General features: G+C 61.8%; 17 protein-coding genes. 10 read left to right on the forward strand and 7 right to left on the reverse strand.

The genetic code is table 11. From position 1 onward, the window contains the following. The first annotated feature begins 167 nt into the window (after nucleotides 1–167). The 3 genes from RO009_07770 (at nucleotide 168) to rpsT (ending at nucleotide 3798) form a co-directional block, all read left to right on the forward strand. A complete protein-coding gene (locus RO009_07770) occupies nucleotides 168–2450 on the forward strand; it encodes an NADP-dependent malic enzyme (protein MDT3684923.1) in 2283 nt (760 codons plus the stop codon). Between the two features lie 24 nt (nucleotides 2451–2474). Then, the gene (locus RO009_07775) at nucleotides 2475–3371 is read left to right on the forward strand and encodes a dihydrodipicolinate synthase family protein (protein MDT3684924.1); all 897 of its coding nucleotides are present in this window, start codon (nucleotides 2475–2477) and stop codon (nucleotides 3369–3371) included. A 160-nt stretch (nucleotides 3372–3531) separates the two neighbouring features. Continuing rightward, nucleotides 3532–3798, forward strand: a complete 267-nt coding sequence (gene rpsT, locus RO009_07780) for a 30S ribosomal protein S20 (protein ID MDT3684925.1) — start codon at nucleotides 3532–3534, stop codon at nucleotides 3796–3798. Nucleotides 3799–3976: 178 nt separating this feature from the next. On the opposite strand, the gene RO009_07785 is transcribed toward rpsT, so the two are convergent. Further along, complete coding sequence (locus RO009_07785) at nucleotides 3977–4345, reverse strand: hypothetical protein (protein MDT3684926.1); 369 nt, start codon at nucleotides 4343–4345, stop codon at nucleotides 3977–3979. Nucleotides 4346–4518: 173 nt separating this feature from the next. On the opposite strand from RO009_07785, the gene RO009_07790 reads away from it, so the two are divergent. From RO009_07790 to gyrB, 6 genes are all read left to right on the forward strand, one after another. After that, on the forward strand, nucleotides 4519–4656 hold the full coding sequence (locus RO009_07790) for a hypothetical protein (GenBank protein ID MDT3684927.1): 138 nt from the start codon (nucleotides 4519–4521) through the stop codon (nucleotides 4654–4656). A gap of 162 nt (nucleotides 4657–4818) precedes the next feature. Further along, entirely contained in the window at nucleotides 4819–6249 is a 1431-nt protein-coding gene (gene dnaA, locus RO009_07795) for a chromosomal replication initiator protein DnaA (GenBank protein ID MDT3684928.1), read from the forward strand. A gap of 158 nt (nucleotides 6250–6407) precedes the next feature. Next, a complete protein-coding gene (gene dnaN, locus RO009_07800; protein ID MDT3684929.1) occupies nucleotides 6408–7526 on the forward strand; it encodes a DNA polymerase III subunit beta in 1119 nt (372 codons plus the stop codon). Between the two features lie 109 nt (nucleotides 7527–7635). Then, nucleotides 7636–8820: a DNA replication/repair protein RecF gene (gene recF / locus RO009_07805; GenBank protein ID MDT3684930.1), complete on the forward strand. Its 1185-nt coding sequence runs from the start codon at nucleotides 7636–7638 to the stop codon at nucleotides 8818–8820. 109 nt (nucleotides 8821–8929) lie between these two features. Beyond that, nucleotides 8930–9112, forward strand: a complete 183-nt coding sequence (locus tag RO009_07810; GenBank protein MDT3684931.1) for a hypothetical protein — start codon at nucleotides 8930–8932, stop codon at nucleotides 9110–9112. A 176-nt stretch (nucleotides 9113–9288) separates the two neighbouring features. Further along, nucleotides 9289–11718 (forward strand): DNA topoisomerase (ATP-hydrolyzing) subunit B, encoded by a 2430-nt coding sequence (gene gyrB, locus RO009_07815; GenBank protein ID MDT3684932.1) that lies wholly within the window; start codon nucleotides 9289–9291, stop codon nucleotides 11716–11718. 644 nt (nucleotides 11719–12362) lie between these two features. Here gyrB and acnA read toward each other — a convergent pair. From acnA to RO009_07845, 6 genes are read right to left on the reverse strand one after another with little or no spacing between them, the layout of a single operon-like run. Continuing rightward, nucleotides 12363–14954, reverse strand: coding sequence for an aconitate hydratase AcnA (acnA, locus tag RO009_07820; protein MDT3684933.1), 2592 nt, complete (start codon nucleotides 14952–14954; stop codon nucleotides 12363–12365). 44 nt (nucleotides 14955–14998) lie between these two features. Continuing rightward, the gene (locus RO009_07825) at nucleotides 14999–16225 is read right to left on the reverse strand and encodes a CaiB/BaiF CoA-transferase family protein (protein MDT3684934.1); all 1227 of its coding nucleotides are present in this window, start codon (nucleotides 16223–16225) and stop codon (nucleotides 14999–15001) included. Beyond that, nucleotides 16222–17082, reverse strand: a complete 861-nt coding sequence (locus tag RO009_07830; GenBank protein MDT3684935.1) for a citryl-CoA lyase — start codon at nucleotides 17080–17082, stop codon at nucleotides 16222–16224. Before RO009_07830 ends, RO009_07825 begins: the two co-directional genes overlap by 4 nt. Nucleotides 17083–17092: 10 nt before the next feature. Then, nucleotides 17093–19060: an FAD-dependent oxidoreductase gene (locus RO009_07835; protein MDT3684936.1), complete on the reverse strand. Its 1968-nt coding sequence runs from the start codon at nucleotides 19058–19060 to the stop codon at nucleotides 17093–17095. Between the two features lie 16 nt (nucleotides 19061–19076). Then, nucleotides 19077–19739: an SDR family NAD(P)-dependent oxidoreductase gene (locus RO009_07840; GenBank protein ID MDT3684937.1), complete on the reverse strand. Its 663-nt coding sequence runs from the start codon at nucleotides 19737–19739 to the stop codon at nucleotides 19077–19079. Beyond that, nucleotides 19736–20002 carry an OsmC family protein gene (locus tag RO009_07845; protein ID MDT3684938.1) on the reverse strand — a complete coding sequence of 89 codons (267 nt, stop codon included), beginning with the start codon at nucleotides 20000–20002 and terminating at the stop codon, nucleotides 19736–19738. The genes RO009_07840 and RO009_07845 overlap by 4 nt, the downstream gene beginning before the upstream one ends. Between RO009_07845 and RO009_07850 the strand changes: the two genes are divergently transcribed. Beyond that, nucleotides 20001–20201 (forward strand): hypothetical protein, encoded by a 201-nt coding sequence (locus RO009_07850; GenBank protein MDT3684939.1) that lies wholly within the window; start codon nucleotides 20001–20003, stop codon nucleotides 20199–20201. The two genes, RO009_07845 and RO009_07850, sit on opposite strands and share 2 nt — an antisense overlap. Nucleotides 20202–20221: the final 20 nt, after the last annotated feature.

Below are 20221 nucleotides of genomic sequence, written 5' to 3' on the forward strand. Positions count from 1 at the left end.
CGGTCATCGGGAAAATCACAGGCTGGGGACGGCTTAACCTCCCGGTCTGTCGCCTTCAACCGGCTCCCGGTTCACAGTCACGGCATCGGCGTACCGTCTCTTGAGCTTGGCGCTTTTCTGCTAACGTCACGGAGAAGGCGCCCCTGACCGCCCTCAAGGGAGTTGAAATGACGTCGAAATCCAAAAGCCGTAATAACCGGCCGACCTTCACCGAGCAGGAAGCGCTGCAATTCCACTCGGACGGCCGCCCCGGCAAACTTGAAATCGTGGCCACCAAGCCGATGGCGACGCAGCGCGATCTCTCGCTCGCCTATTCCCCTGGCGTCGCCGTGCCGGTGCTGGCCATCGCCGAGGATGAGAGCAAGGCCTTCGACTACACCACCAAAGGCAATTTCGTCGCCGTCATTACCAACGGAACCGCCATTCTCGGGCTCGGCAATCGCGGCGCGCTGGCGGCCAAGCCCGTCATGGAAGGCAAGGCGGTGCTGTTCAAGCGCTTCGCCGACATCGATTCCATCGACCTGGAAGTCTCGTCCGAAAATCCCGACGAGATCATCAATTGCGTCAAGCTGCTCGGCAAGGGCTGGGGCGGCATCAACCTGGAAGACATCAAGGCTCCGGAATGCTTCATCATCGAGCAGAAGCTTCGTGAATTGCTCGACATCCCGGTCTTTCATGACGACCAGCATGGCACCGCGATCATCGCCTCCGCCGGCCTGTTGAATGCGCTCGATCTCACCGGCCGCAAGATCGAGGAGACCAAGCTCGTCTGCAACGGCGCTGGCGCCGCCGGCATCGCCTGTCTGGAATTGCTGCGCGCCATCGGCTTCCGGCCGGACAATCTCGTCCTCTGCGACACCAAGGGCGTCATCTACGAGGGCCGCAAGGACGGCATGAACCAGTGGAAGTCGGCCTACGCGATCAAGACGTCCGCCCGCACGCTGACCGACGCGCTGAAGGGTGCCGACGTTTTCTTCGGCCTCTCGGCCAAGGGTGCTGTCACCAAGGACATGGTGGCATCGATGGCAGACAAGCCGATCATCTTCGCCATGGCCAATCCCGACCCGGAAATCACCGCCGAGGAAGTGGCCGAGGTGCGCGACGACGCCATCATGGCCACCGGCCGTTCGGATTATCCGAACCAGGTCAACAACGTGCTCGGCTTTCCCTATATCTTCCGCGGCGCGCTGGACGTGCGCGCCACCACCATCAACATGGAAATGAAAATTGCGGCAGCGCGGGCACTGGCGGCACTGGCACGCGAGGACGTCCCCGATGAAGTCGCCGCCGCTTACGGCGCCCGTCCGAAATTCGGACCCGATTACATCATCCCGGTGCCCTTCGATCCGCGGCTCATTTCCTATGTGCCGCCGGCGGTTGCGAAAGCGGCGATGGAATCCGGCGTGGCGCGCAAACCGATCGTCGACATGGAGGCCTATCGCCAGCAATTGCGCACGCGGCGCGATCCGGTCGCCGGTGTGCTGGCGCGGGTGCATGAACGGCTGCGACGGTCGCCGAAGCGCGTCGTGTTTGCCGAAGGCGAAGAAGAGCAGGTGATCCGTGCGGCGGCGAGTTTTGTCGCCGAGGAGCTTGGCACGGCATTGCTGGTCGGCCGCGAAGATCGCGTGCACGAGAGCGCGCACAATCTCGGCATCGAGCTTGGCGGCAAGATCGAGATCGTCAATGCCAGGCTGTCGAAGCGCAACTCCGACTACGCCTCCTATCTTTACGAACGGCTGCAGCGCAAAGGTTATCTGTTCCGCGATTGCCAGCGCCTGGTGAACCAGGACCGCAATCATTTCGCCTCATGCATGGTGGCGCTCGGCGACGCTGACGCCATGGTGACCGGCGTGACCCGCAATTTCTCCGTCGCACTCGAGGACATCCAACGCTGCATCGATCCCAAGCCGGGACATCGTGTGATCGGCGTCTCCCTGGTGCTGGCACCGCGCGGCCGCACCGTCATTGTTGCCGATACGGCGGTGACGGAAATGCCCAGGGCCGATGAATTGGCGGACATCGCGGTCGAAGTCGCCGGCGTGGCGCGCCGGCTCGGCTACGAACCGCGCCTCGCCCTGCTCGCCTTCTCAACCTTCGGTCATCCGCCCGGCGAACGCTCCGCGCATGTGCAGGAAGCGGTGCGCATTCTCGACAAGCGCGGCGTCGATTTTGAGTATGACGGCGAAATGGCCGCCGACGTTGCTCTCAATCCGGATGCAGCCGCGGCCTACCCGTTCAACCGCCTCACCGGCCCCGCCAATGTACTCGTCATGCCGGCATTCCATTCCGCCTCGATCTCGACCAAGCTCCTGCAGGAGCTGGGCGGGGCAACAGTCATCGGCCCGATTTTGGTCGGGCTGGACAGGCCGGTGCAGATCGTTCAATTGGGCGCCAAGGATACCAACCTCGTCAACATGGCGGCCCTCGCTGCTTTCAATGTCAACGGGTAGTTGCCGCTCGCCAAGGAGTGTCACGTGGCCAATTCTGCATTGCGTGGTGTGATTGCTGCGATCGCCACCGCGATCGACGACAAGGGCGCGCCAGACCACGAACGCGCATTGAAGCTGGCGCGGTATCTGCTCGACAATGGCTGCAACGGACTGAATGTGCTCGGCACCACCGGCGAAGCCACGTCGTTCTCCCTATCGGAACGCATGGGCCTGATGTCGGCCTATCGCGAAGCCGGCATGCCAATGGATCGTTTGATGGTCGGTACGGGCGCTGCAGCCGTTTCCGATGCCATTGCGCTCACGCGGCATGCCGCCGAGCTCGGCTTCGCCGGCGCACTCATTCTGCCGCCCTTCTATTACAAGGGTGTCCCGGATGACGGGCTAGCTGCCTATGTCGATGCCATCGTGAAGGCGACAAGCGACAAGCCCATTCCCATCTATCTCTATCACTTCCCGGCGCAATCGGGACTGCCGTGGCACCTCGCACTGATCAAGCGGCTGGTCGATGCGTACAGCTTGCGGATCGTCGGTCTCAAAGATTCCTCCGGCGACATGACGTTCGCGCGTGAAGCCGCCAGAGTGGCGCCCGGCTTTGCGGTGTTCCCCTCGAACGAAGCCGCGCTGATCGAAGCCCGCAACGGTGCTTTCGCAGGGGTAATCTCGGCGACCGCCAATTGTAATGCCGACCTCTGCGCCCGCGCTTGGTCCCACGGTGAGCAGTTTGCGCTCGATCAAGCGGTTACCATCCGCAAGCTATTCGACGGCAAGGCGCTGGTGTCCGGGGTGAAGGCTCTGCTGGCCCATATTCATGGCGATCCGGCTCTGGCCAGGGTGAAGCCACCGCTGGCGGCCTTTCCGGCCGCGGACAAAGCGGCGGTTTTGGCGGGATACGACGCCGTCCGGGCCAAGAAGGTCGCCTGAAACCAGCCTCCAGGCTGGATTCTGGCGCGTTGACGCCTTCCGGGCCTGCCATTATAAGCGTGCGCAGATCGCGGCGGCTTTTGAGCCGCCGCATTTTTTACCGACACAAACCAGGCCGGCGCCGTATCGATCAGGCAGCCCCGCGCCGTGGAGAGGGCTCATGGCCAATACGAAGTCCGCAAAGAAAAAGACGCGCGTGATCGCGCGCCGCACCGAGATCAACAAGAACCGCCGCTCCGGCATGCGGACCTATGTCCGCAAGGTCGAAGAGGCGATTGCCAGTGGCGATCAGACCGCCGCGCTCGCCGCACTACGGGCCGCCGAACCGCAGGTGATGCGCGCAAGCCAGAAGGGCGTGCTGCACAAGAAGACCGCGAGCCGCAAGATCTCGCGCCTGATGCATCAGGTGGCAAAGCTCGCCAAGTAAAGTTCGAGGCAAGCGAGTTCGCAGCGTAAGCTGCCGACAAAGAATTCTTTATTCCAGAAAAAGCCCGGCCCGCGCCGGGCTTTTGTTTTTCTGAAACGCGCAGGCTTAGACGGCTTTCCCGTATTGCGGTGCAATTTTGCGCTGCACGCTGATGTCGAAAACCCCTGCACCTCAAGGGTTACTTGAAATTTTGGACACGAAAAGCAGCGAAACAAGAACAGCTTAACGCCAAAGCGTGTTCGGGGCTTTGGATTCTCATGCCGCCGGTCACCCGGAATCCGGCAAGACTTGCGGCGCGCAATGTCGGTAGCGAGATATATTGGCGCAATAGACCGCAAAAAACCGCACGACGATTCAAGACGTTGTCATGACGCTTCGCGACCGCGTGCTGACCGGAACGACACACAGGTGTTACGATCGAACTAACGCCGACAAAATCCGTTGCAGTTTGCAGGCGCGTGTGTATTTTTAAATCGCTGTCGCGCCAGCGGCGGTTCTCAGTAAAAGGTCTTTCTTCGAGCTCATCGAAGATGAGAGCGGGCGACATGTGTCTGGAAGTCTCAATTTCGAAGATTCCTCGGCGAAGACCGGGTTGCGTAGACGACAAGCTGATCATCGCGATAGTATATTGATTTCTGAAATCGCGACGCAGGCTCCCGTAACTAAATTTTGAAAATAAGCGGTCCACCGCGCCTATGGTGCGGCTGGGAGGGGGAATTCATGACGACGGAATATAACAAAGCAGAAGACGAGGCTCTTCCAGGCTGGCTCGGTTTTAACAAGCCCATGATGCCGCGCTTCGGTTTTTCGACGATTGCAATTGGCTCGCACGGAGCCGCGTCTCCGCCCACAAGATGAGGCTGCGCGCATCATTTCCTGCCGATAAGCGTTGCGCTGTCCGGAGCTGAGGCTTCGGGACACGACCAACCGACTGCAGGACGTGATGCCGCGTCGACGACAGCGACAGGGGCGCTGTCACTCACTTGTATGGAATTCGACATTCGGGAAGAGGCGACCGAGATGACGAGCATGGATCAGGAGCGCTGGTCGCGCGTTAAAGGCAGATTGAAAGCAGAAGTCGGCGACGACATCTTTTCAAGTTGGTTTGCAAGAATGGATTTGGAATCGGTCGAGAACGACACGGCAAGGCTGTCGGTGCCGACACGGTTTCTAAAGAGCTGGATCCAGTCGCATTACAGCGACCGGGTGCTGAGTTGCTGGCAGGCGGAAGAAGAGCGCGTGCGCCGCATCGAACTGACAGTGCGCTCGGCCGCGCTGCGCGCGAACCCGCCCAAACTCAAGCAGGACGATCATCCGCAGCCGGCGCTTGAGTCGCGCCCGGCCAAGACACTGAACGGCGAACAGCGGATCCTGATTGCGCCGGTGTCGGCGGCGCATGAGGCGCTGGGCGGCTCTCCGCTCGATCCGCGCCTGACCTTCGACACCTTCCTGGTCGGGCGCTCAAACACGCTCGCGCACGCGGCGGCGAAACAGGTCTCGATAGCGCGCCGCGGCGAACCGGTGATGTTCAATCCGCTTTACATCCATGCCGGTGTCGGGCTCGGCAAAACCCATTTGCTGCATGCCATCACATGGGCGGGCAATGCTGGCGGCGACCGCAAGGTGCTGTACCTGACCGCCGAGAAGTTCATGTATGGCTTCGTGTCGGCGTTGAAGACGCAGACCGCCTTGGCCTTCAAGGAAGCGCTGCGCGGAATCGACGTGCTGGTGATCGACGACCTGCAGTTCCTCACCGGCAAGAATTTGCAAGCCGAGTTCTGCCACACCCTGAATGCCCTGATCGATGCCGGGCGGCAGGTGGTGATTGCCGCCGATCGTCCGCCGACCGACCTCGAAAGCCTGGACGATCGCGTCCGTTCGCGTCTGGCCGGCGGCCTGGTGGTGGAAATGGGTGCGCTCGGCGAGGACCTGCGGCTGGAAATCCTGAAAAACAGGGCTGCCGCCGCGCGCGTGCATCATCCCGGCTTCGACGTGCCGGAGCCGGTGATTTCCTTCATCGCCAAATCCGTCACCCATAACGGCCGCGATCTCGAGGGCGCGCTCAACCGCCTGCTTGCGCACAGCAAATTGACCGGCCAACCGGTGACACTGGAAATGGCTGAGCGTGAAGTGCGCGACCTGATCCGCCCGCAGGAACCCAAACGGGTCAAGATCGAGGACATCCAGCGCGTGGTGGCCCGGCAATACAATGTCAGCCGCGGCGACCTGCTGTCTTCGCGCCGGACCGCCAATGTCGTGCGGCCGCGGCAGGTGGCCATGTATCTCGCGAAGACGCTGACCTTGCGGTCGCTGCCGGAAATCGGCCGGAGGTTTGGCGGGCGCGACCACACCACCGTGCTGCATGCGGTGCGCAAGATCGAAGGCTTGGTCGGCAATGACACCGCTCTGGCCGACGAGATCGAGCTTCTGAAGCGCCAGCTTCAGGAATAGGCCTCGAAAGCTCTTGCCCTCCGCGCCCCGCCGCGCCAAATTTCCGTCCCCCCGGCCGCCCGCCTGACAGCGGACGGCCGGGGTTGTCATCACCGCGGCGCCCCAGAATATCCATTCCACGGGCTCCGAATGTCCTTTCCCCAAGCGGGGTCACGCCTATGAAGGTTACCGTCGAGCGCGCGCAATTGCTGAAGTCTCTGGGCCATGTGCATCGCGTGGTCGAACGGCGGAACACGATCCCCATCCTCGCCAATGTGCTCATCCGCTCGGAGAAATCGAAGCTCGCGTTGAAGGCGACCGACCTCGATCTGGAAGTCAGCGAGACCGTTGCCGCCGATGCCGGGCCGGGCGGCTCCACCACCGTGCCGGCGCACATGATCTACGACATCGTGCGCAAATTGCCGGACGGCGCGCAGGTCGTGCTGGAATCCACGGGCGACCGCGCCATGCTGACCATCCGCGCCGGGCGTTCGCGCTTCACCCTGCAGACGCTGCCGGAAAGCGATTTCCCCGATCTCAATGCCGGCGAGATGACTCACAAATTCACGCTGCCGGCCGCCGATCTCAAGCGCATGATCGACAAGACGCAGTTTGCGATCTCGACCGAAGAGACGCGCTATTATCTCAACGGCATCTATCTGCACGCCGCGGCTAGCGGAAAGAATGAGACGCTGCGCGCGGTGGCGACCGACGGGCACCGGCTCGCGCAATATGAAATCACACTCCCCGCGGGCGCGAAAGGCATGCCGGGCATTATCGTGCCGCGCAAGACCGTGGGCGAGGTGCAGCGCCTGATTGAAGACAACGAGGCCGAGATCGGCATCGAATTATCGCAGGCCAAGATTCGCTTCACCATCGGCGACGTGGTGCTGACCTCGAAACTGATCGACGGCACCTTCCCCGATTACGCACGCGTCATTCCGCTTGGCAACGATAAGGAGCTGAGGGTCGACAAGAACGAATTCGAGCATGCGGTCGATCGCGTCTCGACGGTCTCCAGCGAGCGTGGACGCGCGGTGAAGCTGTCTTTGGCCAATGGCAAGCTGACGCTGTCGGTGACCAATCCGGATTCCGGCAGCGCCACGGAAGAAATCGAAGTCGAATACGAGGCCGACCCGCTCGATATCGGTTTCAACTCCCGTTACCTGCTCGACATCGCCTCACAGATCGAAGGCGAGACCGCGCTGCTCAAGCTGTCCGATCCCGGATCGCCGACGCTGATCCAGGACAAGGACGCCAAAGGCGCCCTCTATGTGCTGATGCCGATGCGGGTGTGAGTTGGGTTCGACTATTCGTGACGCTGCTTCTCGGCCCTCATCCTGAGGAGCCTTCGAAGCAGGCGTCTCGAAGGATGAGGGCGCCTTCCTCAGGACGAGGGCGGGTTAGATGACTGCCGCTCGCATCCGCCGCCTCACCGTCACCAACTTCCGCAACTATCGCGCGGCGAGTCTTGATGTCGGCGCGCTGTCCATCGTGCTCGTCGGCCCGAACGGCGCCGGCAAGACCAACCTGATCGAAGCCATTTCCTTCCTGACGCCGGGCCGCGGGCTACGCCGTGCCACGCTGGAAGAGGTGGCATTCAGCGAAGGCGACAGCGGCAGCGAACCGGCGCCAGAAGACGCGTCCGATAAATCCTGGGCGATCTCCGCCGAAATCGAGGGCGCGCTCGGCCTCGCGACGTTGGGCACCGGCATCGAGCCAAGTCTATCCGGCGAGGCTACGATGTCGCGCAAATGCCGCATCGATCGCGAGCCGGTTGGCTCGGCGGCCGCGTTTGCCGACCACCTGCGAGTGATCTGGCTGACCCCGGCAATGGATGGCCTGTTCTCAGGCCCGGCATCAGAACGGCGGCGCTTTCTTGACCGCCTCGTGCTGGCCGTCGACGCCGAACATCCCGGTCGCGTTTCAGCCCTGGAGCGCGCGCTGCGCTCGCGCAATCGGCTTCTCGAAGAGCAAAGCCCCGATCCACATTGGCTCGACGCGGTAGAGCACGAAACCGCGGAGTTGGCCGTTGCCGTCGCTGCTGCGCGTGCGGAGACCGTGCGGCGCCTGCAAGGCGCGCTCGCCACCGGCCGCGCGATCGATCCGGCATTTCCCTTTGCAGAAATCGCGCTCGCCGGATGGATGGAAGAGATGCTGCTCACGGCGCCCGCGAGTGATGTGGAGGACCGCTATCGAGCGATTCTGAAGAACAACCGAGCGCGCGACGCTGCCGCCAAACGGACGCTCGATGGTCCGCACCTGACCGATCTAGCGGTCACTTATGGCCCGAAAAATATCGCAGCGGCGGATGCTTCAACCGGCGAGCAAAAGGCGTTGCTGATCCGCCTTGTGCTGGCACATGCCAATCTCATTGCCGAGATGACCGGGTTTTCTCCAGTGCTGTTGCTCGACGAGATTGTCGCGCATCTCGACCCCAACCGCCGCGCCGCTCTTTACGATTCGCTGGAGAAGATCGGCGCGCAGGTCTGGATGACCGGCGCCGACCCGCAAGCCTTCTCCGACATCGCCGGCCGCGCCGAGATTTTCGAAATCGGCGGCGGCCAGATCCAGCCCAGCAAGGCGATCTGACGCTCCTTGTCATTTCACAGCGGCCGGTTCCCGCGTGTTGCGCCAAAGTCTTGGCGCCGGTCCGGAACAGCAGGGCTGGCTGTCGCTTTACTTTTACAAAGGAGAAAGCATGCCACGCGATGGTGTCGAGGATATTCGTGAGCATTTGCGCGACGCGATCGAGGAACTGCGCCGGCAATTGACGCGCGTGGAAATGTGGGCGGGCGCGCTCGATGGCTTTTCCCGTCCTGTTCCCAGCTACCAGCCCGACAACAAATTCCTGCTGTCCGGCAGGTCTCGAAAGGACCGCTGAAGGGCGGCTCGCGGGGCGTCAAAAAAACGCTCCAAAACGGGCCTCGGCGAGGGCTTGAAAATCCTTTGAAAGCAAATACTTAAATGGCATCAAATTGGGCTGTACGGCACCCTGTTTTCGTGCCACACAAAACCCAATTCCACACGCATTTGTCTCGCTGATTCGAAGGCACATCCATGGCCGAAACGGCTCGCCAGCCGGCTAAAAATCCGTCCGATTACGACGCTGAATCGATCAAAGTCCTGAAAGGTCTGGACGCAGTCCGCAAGCGTCCGGGCATGTATATCGGCGACACCGACGACGGCTCCGGCCTCCACCACATGGTCTATGAGGTCGTCGACAACGCCGTCGACGAAGCGCTGGCCGGCCACGCCAAGGAGGTCGCAGTCACGCTCAACCCGGACGGCTCGTGCACCGTACGCGACGACGGCCGCGGCATCCCGACCGACATCCACAAAGGCGAGGGTGTCTCGGCTGCCGAAGTCATCATGACGCAACTGCACGCCGGCGGAAAATTTGACCAGAATTCCTACAAGGTCTCGGGCGGCCTACACGGCGTCGGCGTCTCCGTCGTCAACGCGCTGTCGACCTGGCTGAAGCTGACCATCTGGCGGGACGGCCAAGAGCATTTCATGGAATTCCGCGACGGCGTGGCCGTTGCGCCGCTGAAGGTTGTCGGCAAGGCCGATGGCAAGAAGGGCACGCAGGTGACCTTCCTGCCTTCGCCCAAGACCTTCACCATGACCGAGTTCGATTTCCCGACGCTTGAGCATCGGTTGCGCGAACTCGCCTTCCTCAATTCCGGCGTCACCATCACGCTGTCGGACATGCGCCACGCGGTCGAGAAACGCGAGGAGATGCATTACGACGGCGGCGTCGAGGCCTTCGTCAAATATCTCGACCGCAACAAGTCGCCGCTGGTTCCGGCCCCGATCATGATCAAGGCCGAGCGCGACAACATCGTCGTGGAATGCGCGCTGTGGTGGAATGACAGCTATCACGAGAACGTTCTCTGCTTCACCAACAACATCCCGCAGCGCGACGGCGGCACTCATCTCGCCGGCTTCCGCGGCGCGCTGACGCGGCAGGTCACCAACTACGCCGAAACCGGCGGCGTCGCCCGCAAGGAAAAGGTCTCGTTGACCGGCGACGATTGCCGCGAAGGCCTCACCGCCGTGCTGTCGGTGAAAGTGCCCGACCCGAAATTCTCCTCGCAGACCAAGGACAAGCTGGTGTCCTCGGAAGTGCGGCCGGTGGTCGAGAACGTCATCAACCAGGCCTTGCAGGACTGGTTCGAGGTGCATCCCGCCGAAGCCAAGGCGATCGTCGGCAAGGTGGTGGAAGCGGCCGCCGCGCGCGAGGCTGCGCGCAAGGCGCGCGAGCTCACCCGCCGCAAGGGCGCGCTCGACGTCTCATCGCTCCCGGGCAAGCTCGCCGATTGCCAGGAGCGCGATCCGGCAAAATCCGAACTTTTTATCGTCGAGGGCGACAGCGCCGGCGGCTCCGCCAAGCAGGGCCGCAACCGCGAATTCCAGGCGGTGCTGCCCTTGCGCGGCAAGATCCTCAATGTCGAGCGCGCGCGCTTCGACAAGATGCTGTCCAGCCAGGAGATCGGCACGCTGATCACCGCGCTCGGCACCGGCATCGGGCGGGAAGAATTCAATCCCGACAAGCTGCGCTATCACAAGATCATCATCATGACCGACGCGGACGTGGACGGCTCCCACATCCGCACGCTCCTGCTCACCTTCTTCTATCGGCAGATGCCGGAGCTGATCGAGCGCGGCCACCTCTACATCGCGCAGCCGCCGCTCTACAAAGTCTCGCGCGGCAAATCCGAGCAATATCTGAAGGACGAGCGCGCCTTCGAGGATTACCTTATCGAGAGCGGTCTTGGCGAAAGCGTCTTCAAGATTGCGAATGGCGAAGAGCGCGCCGGCGGCGACCTCAAGAAGCTCGTCGAGAATGCGCGATCGATCCGCAATCTGCTCAACGGATTGCACAGCCGTTACAACCGCAAGGTGATCGAGCAGGCGGCAATTGCCGGTGTGCTCACGCCCAATGTCACGGGCGACGCGACGCGGGCCGCGGAAGCGGCGGCCTATATCGCGCGCCGCCTCGATCTGAAATCCGAGGAAACAGAACGCGGATGGCAGGGACGGTTTGATGCCGACGGCTTCCACTTTGAGCGCTCCGTTCGCGGCGTGAAAGAAGTTGCCATCATCGATCAGGCCTTGCTCGGCTCTGCCGACGCACGCAAGCTCGACGAGTATGCGCCGGTGCTGCAGGAGGCCTATCTCAAGCCGGGCACGTTGCGCCGCAAGGACGAGGAAATCGCGATCTACGGCCCGGTGGGCCTGTTCGAAGCCATCACCAGCGTCGGACGCAAGGGCATCGCCATGCAGCGCTACAAAGGGCTGGGTGAAATGAACCCCGATCAGCTCTGGGAAACCACGCTCGACAAGGAAGCGCGCTCGCTCTTGCAGGTACGGATCAAAGAAACCGACGAGGCCGATGACATCTTCACCAAGCTGATGGGCGAACTGGTCGAGCCGCGCCGTGATTTCATCCAGGAGAATGCGCTGCAGGCGAGCGTGGATGCGTAGCCTTGCTTATGTTTGTCGGGTGACGCATAAGTCTGGATCTTTGGGCCATAAGTCTGTGTCAAATGACGCAAAAGCCTGACTCAGATTTTTTCAATCATTGGTTGTAGAGAAAGCTACGCGGCCAAGCTGAGTAATCTTTGGCGGCCCGGCTCGCTCGTTGCTCATCTTGGATCAGCCGTAAGAGAGATAATACGCAGTCCCTTCGGTGCGGAGAAACCTTGGCACAATTTCAACGAATCAAAAGCCAATCAGGTCGTGCAGCGCAAAGGCATTCCGAGCTTGCAGAAGACGACTTTGACGAAGGCTATGCCCTTATAGGGGTAACTTCGTCCCGGCGGACACCTCTAGGTAAACAGGCCAAGATTGAATTGGACTGACTGCTGATCTGCTAGTGGATCTAATCAAATAGTCTGCACCATCTCAAGGTAACGGCAGAAGGCATTTGCGAGCTGCATCTGCTGTGGTGTCCGGCATTCCGCTCAAACAGCAAAGGCGATCCGACAAGAATGCAAATGCAACGCGCGCGGGAGGTTGCGCGCCTGAGGCGCTCAATAGTCGACCTCATGGGAACGAGGTCTTGAATAGCTCACCGAATGTATGCTCGCCATCACGTTTATCCAGCCAAGTCTTCATCTTCACCCTCATCACTTTCCATTAGAAGTCATCCATCTCGCTATGCTGAAGCGAAATAGGTCGCCGGCCTTCAGCAAATCCAATTCCGCTGCGGTATCGATCCGTACGACGGCATCATAGTTTTCGACCTTCCCCGCGACTCGCAAATAAACGCCACATCTCGGATGCGGCCGCACCGGCTCGCCTCTGAACTTGATATCGATCTGGGCATCGGTGCATCCACGCAGTTGCTCTCCGAGCCTGCGCGCGTCGGCGCTAGCCGACAATTGCACCGGCAGCACTCCGAGCCGAACCAGATTGCTCCGGTGAATGCGTTCGAAGCTTGCGGCGATGACCGCGCGGACGCCAAGCAGCGCCGTCCCCTTGGCCGCCCAATCACGCGCACTCCCTGTCCCATATCGCTCGCCTGCGACGATCACGAGCGGAACAGACTCGCCACGATAGCGTTCGGCAACCGTGAAAATGCGATCGATCTGTCCCGACGGCTGATGGAGCGTGAAAGACCCCTCTTTGCCATCAAGTAGCAGATTTTTCAGACGTTCATTGGCGAACGTGCCGCGCACCATGACATGATGATTCGCTCGCCGTGCGGCATAGGTATTAAAATCTTTTTCGTGCACTCCGAGTTCCCGGAGATAGTCCGCCGCGACCGACTTGCTGCCGATCTTGCCGACCGGGCTGATGTGGTCCGTCGTCACGGCATCGCCGAGCACGAGGAGCGGCCGCGCCGCGACGACATCGACAAGCGCGCTGTCGGCCGGCGCCTCGAAGAACGGCGGCGGCACGAAGTAGGTCGACGAGGAACTCCACGGGAATTGGGCGCCGCGACAGGCCGGCAGATTCTTCCACGCCGCCGGCGAAACCAGCTCGGCCTGTCGGCCGCCTGCCTTTCTTGCCAGAGCCTTCACTTGCTCCGACGAAGGCCACAAATCAGCCAGGTAAATGTCGGCGCCTTGAGCGGTTCGTGCCAGTGGGTCTTTCAGCAGGTCGATGTCGACCCGCCCCGCCAACGCGAAAGCGACGACCAGCGCTGGATTCATCAGGTAGGCCGACCGGATGGCCGGATGAATGCGCGCCTCGAAATTGCGGTTTCCCGAAAGTACGGCAATCGCTTGGCCGCCGTCTCTTGCGAGGCGCTCTTCGAGTCCGGGAGCGAGCCCGCCGGAATTGCCGACGCACACGGCGCATCCGTACGCCGCCACGACAAAGCCCAGCTCGGCGAGCGGTTCAAGCAATCCGACATCGGCAAGATAGCCGCTAACAGCACGGGAACCGGGCGCGAGCACCGTCTTGATCTGCCGGTCGACTGTAAGCCCGAGCTTTCGTGCGTTGAGCGCGAGCAATCCGGCCGTGATCATGGATTCCGGATTTGCGGTGTTCGTGCAGGATGTAATCGCGGCCAACAACACTCTTGCATCGAAAACGCCGCCCGTTTTTGGGACCGTTGTCGCCAATTCTGATAACGATACGCGTTCATCGGGTCGGGTCGGACCTGCGACGCAGGGAACGACGTCTGACAAGTCGATGCAGATGCGGCGGTCGTACTCGATCAGTTCGGGCTGACCGCGGCCAAACAGACCTTGCGACGACAGATAGGTTCGAATGAGTTCGATTGCCGAACGCGGTCGCCCGCGGTCCGCAAGCCACTGCAGAACATCTTCGTCGGTAGGAAAGAGCGCCAACGTCGCCCCATATTCCGGCGCCATGTTGGCGATCGTGCAGCGATCTGCGACCGAAAGATGATCGAGGCCATCACCAAAAAATTCCAGGAACGCGCCAACCACGTTTTCCGCGCGGAGCCGTTGCGTCAGCGTCAGCGCAATGTCAGCCGCCAGCGTGCCCGGGCCGGGCGAGCCGTGAAGCTCGACGCCGATCACTTCGGGGCGGGACAAGTCCTGCAAATCGCCGAGCAGAGCAGCCTCGGCTTCGATGCCCCCGACACCCCAGCCCAGCACCCCTAGGCCGTTGACCATCGGCGTGTGACTGTCTGTGCCGATGACGGTATCGCAGAAGACCCAGCCGTCCCGAACGGACACGATCTCCGCCAGCGATTCGAGATGCACCTGGTGGACGATGCCGTTCCCGGGCGGCACTACGGTCAAGCCAGGGAATGCCTGCTGCGCCCATTTCACAAAGACATATCGTTCAGCGTTCTGCTCGAACTCGGCAGCCAGGTTCTTTTCGAACGCGGCGGACGAGCCGTAGTGGTGGCTCTGCACCGAATGGTCCACGACCATCGCGACCGGGACGCGCGGCCGAACCGTATCGGCCGGCAGCCCCGCCCGAACTACTGCATCCCGGAATGCCGCCAGATCGGCAAGGAGCGGAAGACCGGCGGCGTCCTGCAGCAGCACACGCCCTACGGGAAACGCAATCGTGCTGTCGCCAGCACGCCCGCGCAGGATGCCAAGCGGCAGTTCTTTGGCGGCAAGGCCTGTCGCGCTTGCTCTCAATGCAGCTTCGAGAATGATCCGTATCGAGCGTGGCAGCGTCTCGGGCCGAATTCCGTGCTTGATGGAGAATTCCGGCACCGACACGATGCGAGCCGTGCCAAGAGTCTCGAACGACGCCGTTGAACGTCCGGTCACCTGTGCAGTCGTCATAGCGGCCCCTTGATCTTGCTGGTCGCCCTCACGAACAAAGGCGGCTAGCCACCCGACGATCCGGATACTGTCTCCCGGCCGGCAACGACAACGACACCATCTGCAGCCAGTTTCTCGATTTTTGTCTTGCTGAAGCCAAGATCCGACAACACTTCACGGGTGTCGGCACCGGTTTGCGGCGGATCGAGTCGGACGGACAAATTGGCGCCGGCAAAATTGACCGGCAACTTGGGAAGTGCCGTCTTGATGCCGTTAGGAAGCACCGTCGGCATCAGGCCGTCTGTCGCCAGCAAATGCGGATCGGTGAACAGGTCCTCCGCTCGCGCGATCGGTGCGAATGGAATGCGCGCGTCTTCCGCGAGCTTTAGCGCCTCATCGAGCGTGAGCTTGCCAAGTATCTCCGTGATGATCGGAAGCAGGATCGGACGGGCCTCGACGCGGGCGTTGTTGGTTGCGAAAGCCGGGTTGTCAAGCAAGTCTTGCCGCCCCATCAGGGCGCAAAAGCGCTGCCAGTGGCTATCGGTGGTGATGCCGATGAAGATCTGCCGGCTGTCCTTGAGCGTGAAGGTTTCATAAATGGCCCAAGCAGACACACGCTCCGGCATCGGCGGAATGGGACCTGTCGATTGCGCGGCGTAACAGAGATGTTGCCCCATGAGAAACACCGCCGTCTCGAACAGGGCGGACTCGACGACACGCCCTTCCCCAGTGCGGTCGCGATCGCGCAACGCGAGAAGAATGGCGATGACGGCAAACATCCCGCCGGTGATATCAACGACCGACGTCCCTGCACGCAGCGGGCGTCCACTCGGGCCGGTCATGTAGGCCAGGCCCGACATCATTTGCACGACCTCATCGAGCGCCAGCCGGTTCTTGTAGGGGCCGTCGAGAAACCCCTTCAAGCTCGCGTATATAAGCCGCGGATTGAGCGCCATGACCGTTTCAACACCAAGGCCGAGACGGTCCATCGTTCCGGGCGCGAAGTTTTCGATAAGGACATCCGCCCGCCGCACGATGTCGCGCGCAATCTCCTGCCCCTCGGCCGTCTTCAGATTGATGGCGATGGACCGCTTGTTGCGGTTGAAATAGCCGAAATAGCCGGTACCGAATCCCTTCAGATGGCGCGTCGGATCGCCATTGGGCGCGGGCTCGATCTTGAGCACATCCGCGCCGAAATCGGCAAGAATCATCGCGCAGGAGGGGCCCATCACTGTATGCCCGAAATCCAACACCCTCACGCCCGACAGTGGCAAGGTCCGCTTTGCATTCACGATTTTTTTTCCGACTTTTCGAGCTGTTGACGAACGGGCACCGGGCGCGGCGCAGGACCCTCGTAGCGATATCCCGTCGCCGGAGGCATTGGGCCTTTGATGCGGGCACCCTGGGTATGCTGCTCATAAGCGTGGGCCAGAATTCCAACCGAGCGCGACAGAATGAAAAGACCGCGTCCATGCTCCGGGCTGAAGCCAAGCTCGGAGTAGATGACGGCCGTGGCACCGTCGATATTCATGGGCAACCGCCGGCCGGTTTTGCGTTCGAGCGCGCTCTCGCACGCCCGGCCGATTTCCGCGAACGTGCCGACGATCTCCTTTCTCGAAGCAGCCGCGTCGACCAGTTGGAGAAGCCGGATTGCCCGAGGATCGATGCGGTGGAAGCGATGGCCGAAGCCCGGGATATGCTGTCTTCTGTCTATGCGGCTGCCGACTTCACGCTCGGCTGCCTCGTTGGCCGAGAGTCCTGCCTTCATGGACGAAGTAATGGCCGCATAGAGCTGCATCGCCTGCTGCCCGGCACCCCCGTGCACATCGCCAAGAGCGTTCACGCCGGACGCCATTGCATTGTTGATGCCAACGCCGCAGGTCATGGACATGCGGGCAATCGCAATCGAGGGCGCCTGCGGCCCATGGTCAACCGCGGCAACCAGCGCGGCCTCAAGAAGCTCGGCCTGCGCCAGGGAAGGCAGTTCTCCCCTGAGCATCAGCCAGATCATCTGCGGGAAGCTGCAATTCCCGATCAGGTCTTGGATGGGGTAACCGCGCATGCGGATGGATCCCGGCGCGATATCGATGATGGAGGTCCGCCACCAATCGTTTGGCGCCTCCTCACGGTCTCTTCTATCTGACGTCATGCCGGTCACCTCAGACTGTTCTGGCGAGTGCGTTGGCCGCGTAGGTCGCCTGCAACAGCGCGTGCGGAGCGTTCGCGTCGCCGATGCTGCGAACCGCGACGTCCGCTTGTTCGAAATCGTTGAGCATCTTGAGACGAGAAACGCCGCGCGTGGCGACGACGACGTGGGTGAACGGTCCGAGGATGGTTTCGCGGCCGACCGACGTTTCCCGCACGGTGACGGTGCCGCCATCATAAAGTACGGGCGCGGCGCGCGTCTGAATGAAGACATTGCGTTCGCGCAGCCTCTCGAACGCAATCATGCGGCTGTAAAGGTTGATGTCCCAAAGCGCCGTCTCGGGCTTGCCGACGATGCTTACCTCTGCACCGCTTGCCGCAAGCGTCTCCGCCGCCGTCAGCGTGCCCCAGCTTCCGGACAGGTCGTAAATCAGGACCGACCCACCGCGCCAGAGATTGCGATCCATAGCCAGCGCCTCCGTGACCGTAAGCGCCTTCGCGAGCCCGGGAATCGCGACGGCGTCCACCTCGGCGCCAGCGGCAACGACAACTAGATCCGCGCCAAATGCCCGGACGTCGTCGACTGTCGCTTCCCTCTCGCATTCGACGATCGCGCCCGACTCTAGAACTTCCCGCTCCAGATAAGCTTTCATCTTGCCGAGATCGCTGCGGCCGACACCGGTCGCCGCGATCGTCAGCAGGCCACCAAGCGACGGGCTCTTCTCCCAAAGCGTCACACGATGCCTGCGCAATGCGGCGACGCGTGCGAACTCCATGCCGGCCGGACCTCCGCCAACCACAAGGATGCTCTTGCTCTTCTCAGACTGCGGCGGCGGGACGGGCCAGTCCTTCTCCTTGCCTACACGCGGGTTCATCATGCACGTGATCGGCCGGTGCAGTGCCAGTTGCTCGATGCAGAAATTCGACGCAACGCAGGGCCGGATGCGATCCTCGCGGCCTTCAAGCGTCTTCTTGATGATCTCGGGATCGGCGATGTGCGCGCGCATCATGCCGACCATGTCGATCGCGCCGGTTGCTAGAGCTTCTTCCGCGTCCGCCAGCGTGGTGTAACGATTCGCAGTCAACATTGGCAGCGAGCCTATGGCGTCGCGCAGCCGCACCGTCAGATCGAGATACGGATGAGGCGGATAACTCATGTCGGCGACGTGGTAGCCGATGCTGGGCCAGTTGTAAGACGCCACCGATGCATTGATGAAGCTGACGCCAGCCTCCGTCGCCGCCCGATGGGCGATATGCCGGCTCGCATCGGCATCGAGGCCGCCCGTCATCAGTTCGTCCACGCTCAGCCGTACGCCCAACGGCGCACGGTCCCGGAGCTGATCAACTACCGCACGCAACACTTCCATCGGGAAGCGCATCCGGTTCTCGTCGCTGCCGCCATACTCGTCAGTGCGGTTGTTCGACGCTGGCGAAAGAAACTGGTGCAACAGATGACCGTGGCCGAAATGGATCTCCATGCCGTCGAAACCCGCCTCGAGCGCCAGTTCGACCGCGTCGCGGTAGCAGGCGATCACTTCCCTGATCTCGCTCCGCGTCATTGCGTGCGGCATTTCGCCTGAGCCGGTCCACGGAATCGAGGACGGCCCCCACGCCGGCAGTCGTTCGACGAAGTTCTCGCTGTGCCGGCCAGCATGTGTGATCTGGACGAATGCCGGGATATTTTCGGCGTGAATGACATCGACAATCTTTCGCAACCCCGGCAGCGTGCGTCGGTCATTTCCGCTCAATCCGCCCGAACGGCCGAGACTGGTCTTATGCACGCGCAGGCATTCGATGATGATCAGCCCGACGCCGCCCTTCGCGCGCTCGCGGTGATAGTTGACGTGGGTCTCGGTCGGGCGGAAGTCTTCCGCAAAATTGGTCGTATGCGCCGGCACGAAAATCCGGTTCTTGATCTCCACCCTGCCGATCCGGAACGGTCGAAAAACGTGACCGTAGCGTTTGCGAATCTCGCTGTTCATTGCTCGACCTTCTCGCCTACGCCATCCACATTCCGCCGTTGATATCGATCACCATGCCGGTGATCGACTTGGCGTCCGGCGAGCACAGCCATCCCACCGTACCCGCAATCTCGCTCGCGGCGACGATGTTGCCGAGCGGCATGGTCGCGCGCAGCTTCTCTATTTCCTCGTTCGACAACCGCCCCAGCATCGGCGTCTCAACCGGACCCGGCGCGATTGCATTCACGCGAACGCCGCGCGGCGCAAGATCCTTAGCGAGGTGCTTCGTCAGACCGATGATGGCCGCCTTCGCCGACGCATAAGCAGGGCCGGATAGGCGATTGCCGCCGTGCCGTCCGTTGACCGAGCTGAACAACACGATGGAGGCGCCACGACGCAGCAGCGGAAACGCCGCCTGGCATGCAACAAAGGCCGACGTCAGATTGTCGTCGAGCACGCGGCGCCATTCCGCGATCGTGCAATCCTCGATTCCGCCGACCCCGACGGAACCCGCCGCGTTGACAACAACATCGAGATGCGTGACGCCGGCCAGAACCTTCTTATAGTCATCGGAATTGGCCGCGTCCTGCCCTTGCTCGCGGTCAAGCGTGAAGAGCGTGTCGCCCCGCGATTCGAACCACTCAGCGCATGCCTTGCCGATGCCCCCGGAACCGCCGACCAAGAGGATGTTCCTGCTCATTGGCCCGTTCCAGCGACACTCTTGGTGATGCGCACATTGCCCCGTAGCGCGCCGGAAATGGGACATCGAGTATCGGCGATTTCCAACACCTTCTCGATCTCATCGACGGCCAGCCCGCTTATGCCGACAGACAAAACCATCTCTTCGATTTTCCAGGTCGTACCGTCTATCGCCAGCACGCAGGTCGCCTCCACATTGACCACAGCGTCATTTGCCGCCGGATACTGTGCCGCCATCGCGTCGAGGACAGAGCGCACCGACATGGCGAAGCAGGAGGCGTGCGAAGCGGCGAGCATTTCCTCAGGCGAAGTACTGGCCGACGCACTCTCGCTCTTGCGCGTCTCTAGCGAAACCGACATCTCCGGTGCCGCCTTCGACGCGAGCGCCAACTTGCCGACTCCGGCTTTCACCGAACCGATCCAGTTCAAGCTGGCCCTTCTGCGCAATCTCGCAACCATCTGAAACTCCTTTCCGATCCATGT

Source organism: Pseudorhodoplanes sp., assembly GCA_032027085.1.
GTDB lineage: Bacteria > Pseudomonadota > Alphaproteobacteria > Rhizobiales > Xanthobacteraceae > Pseudorhodoplanes.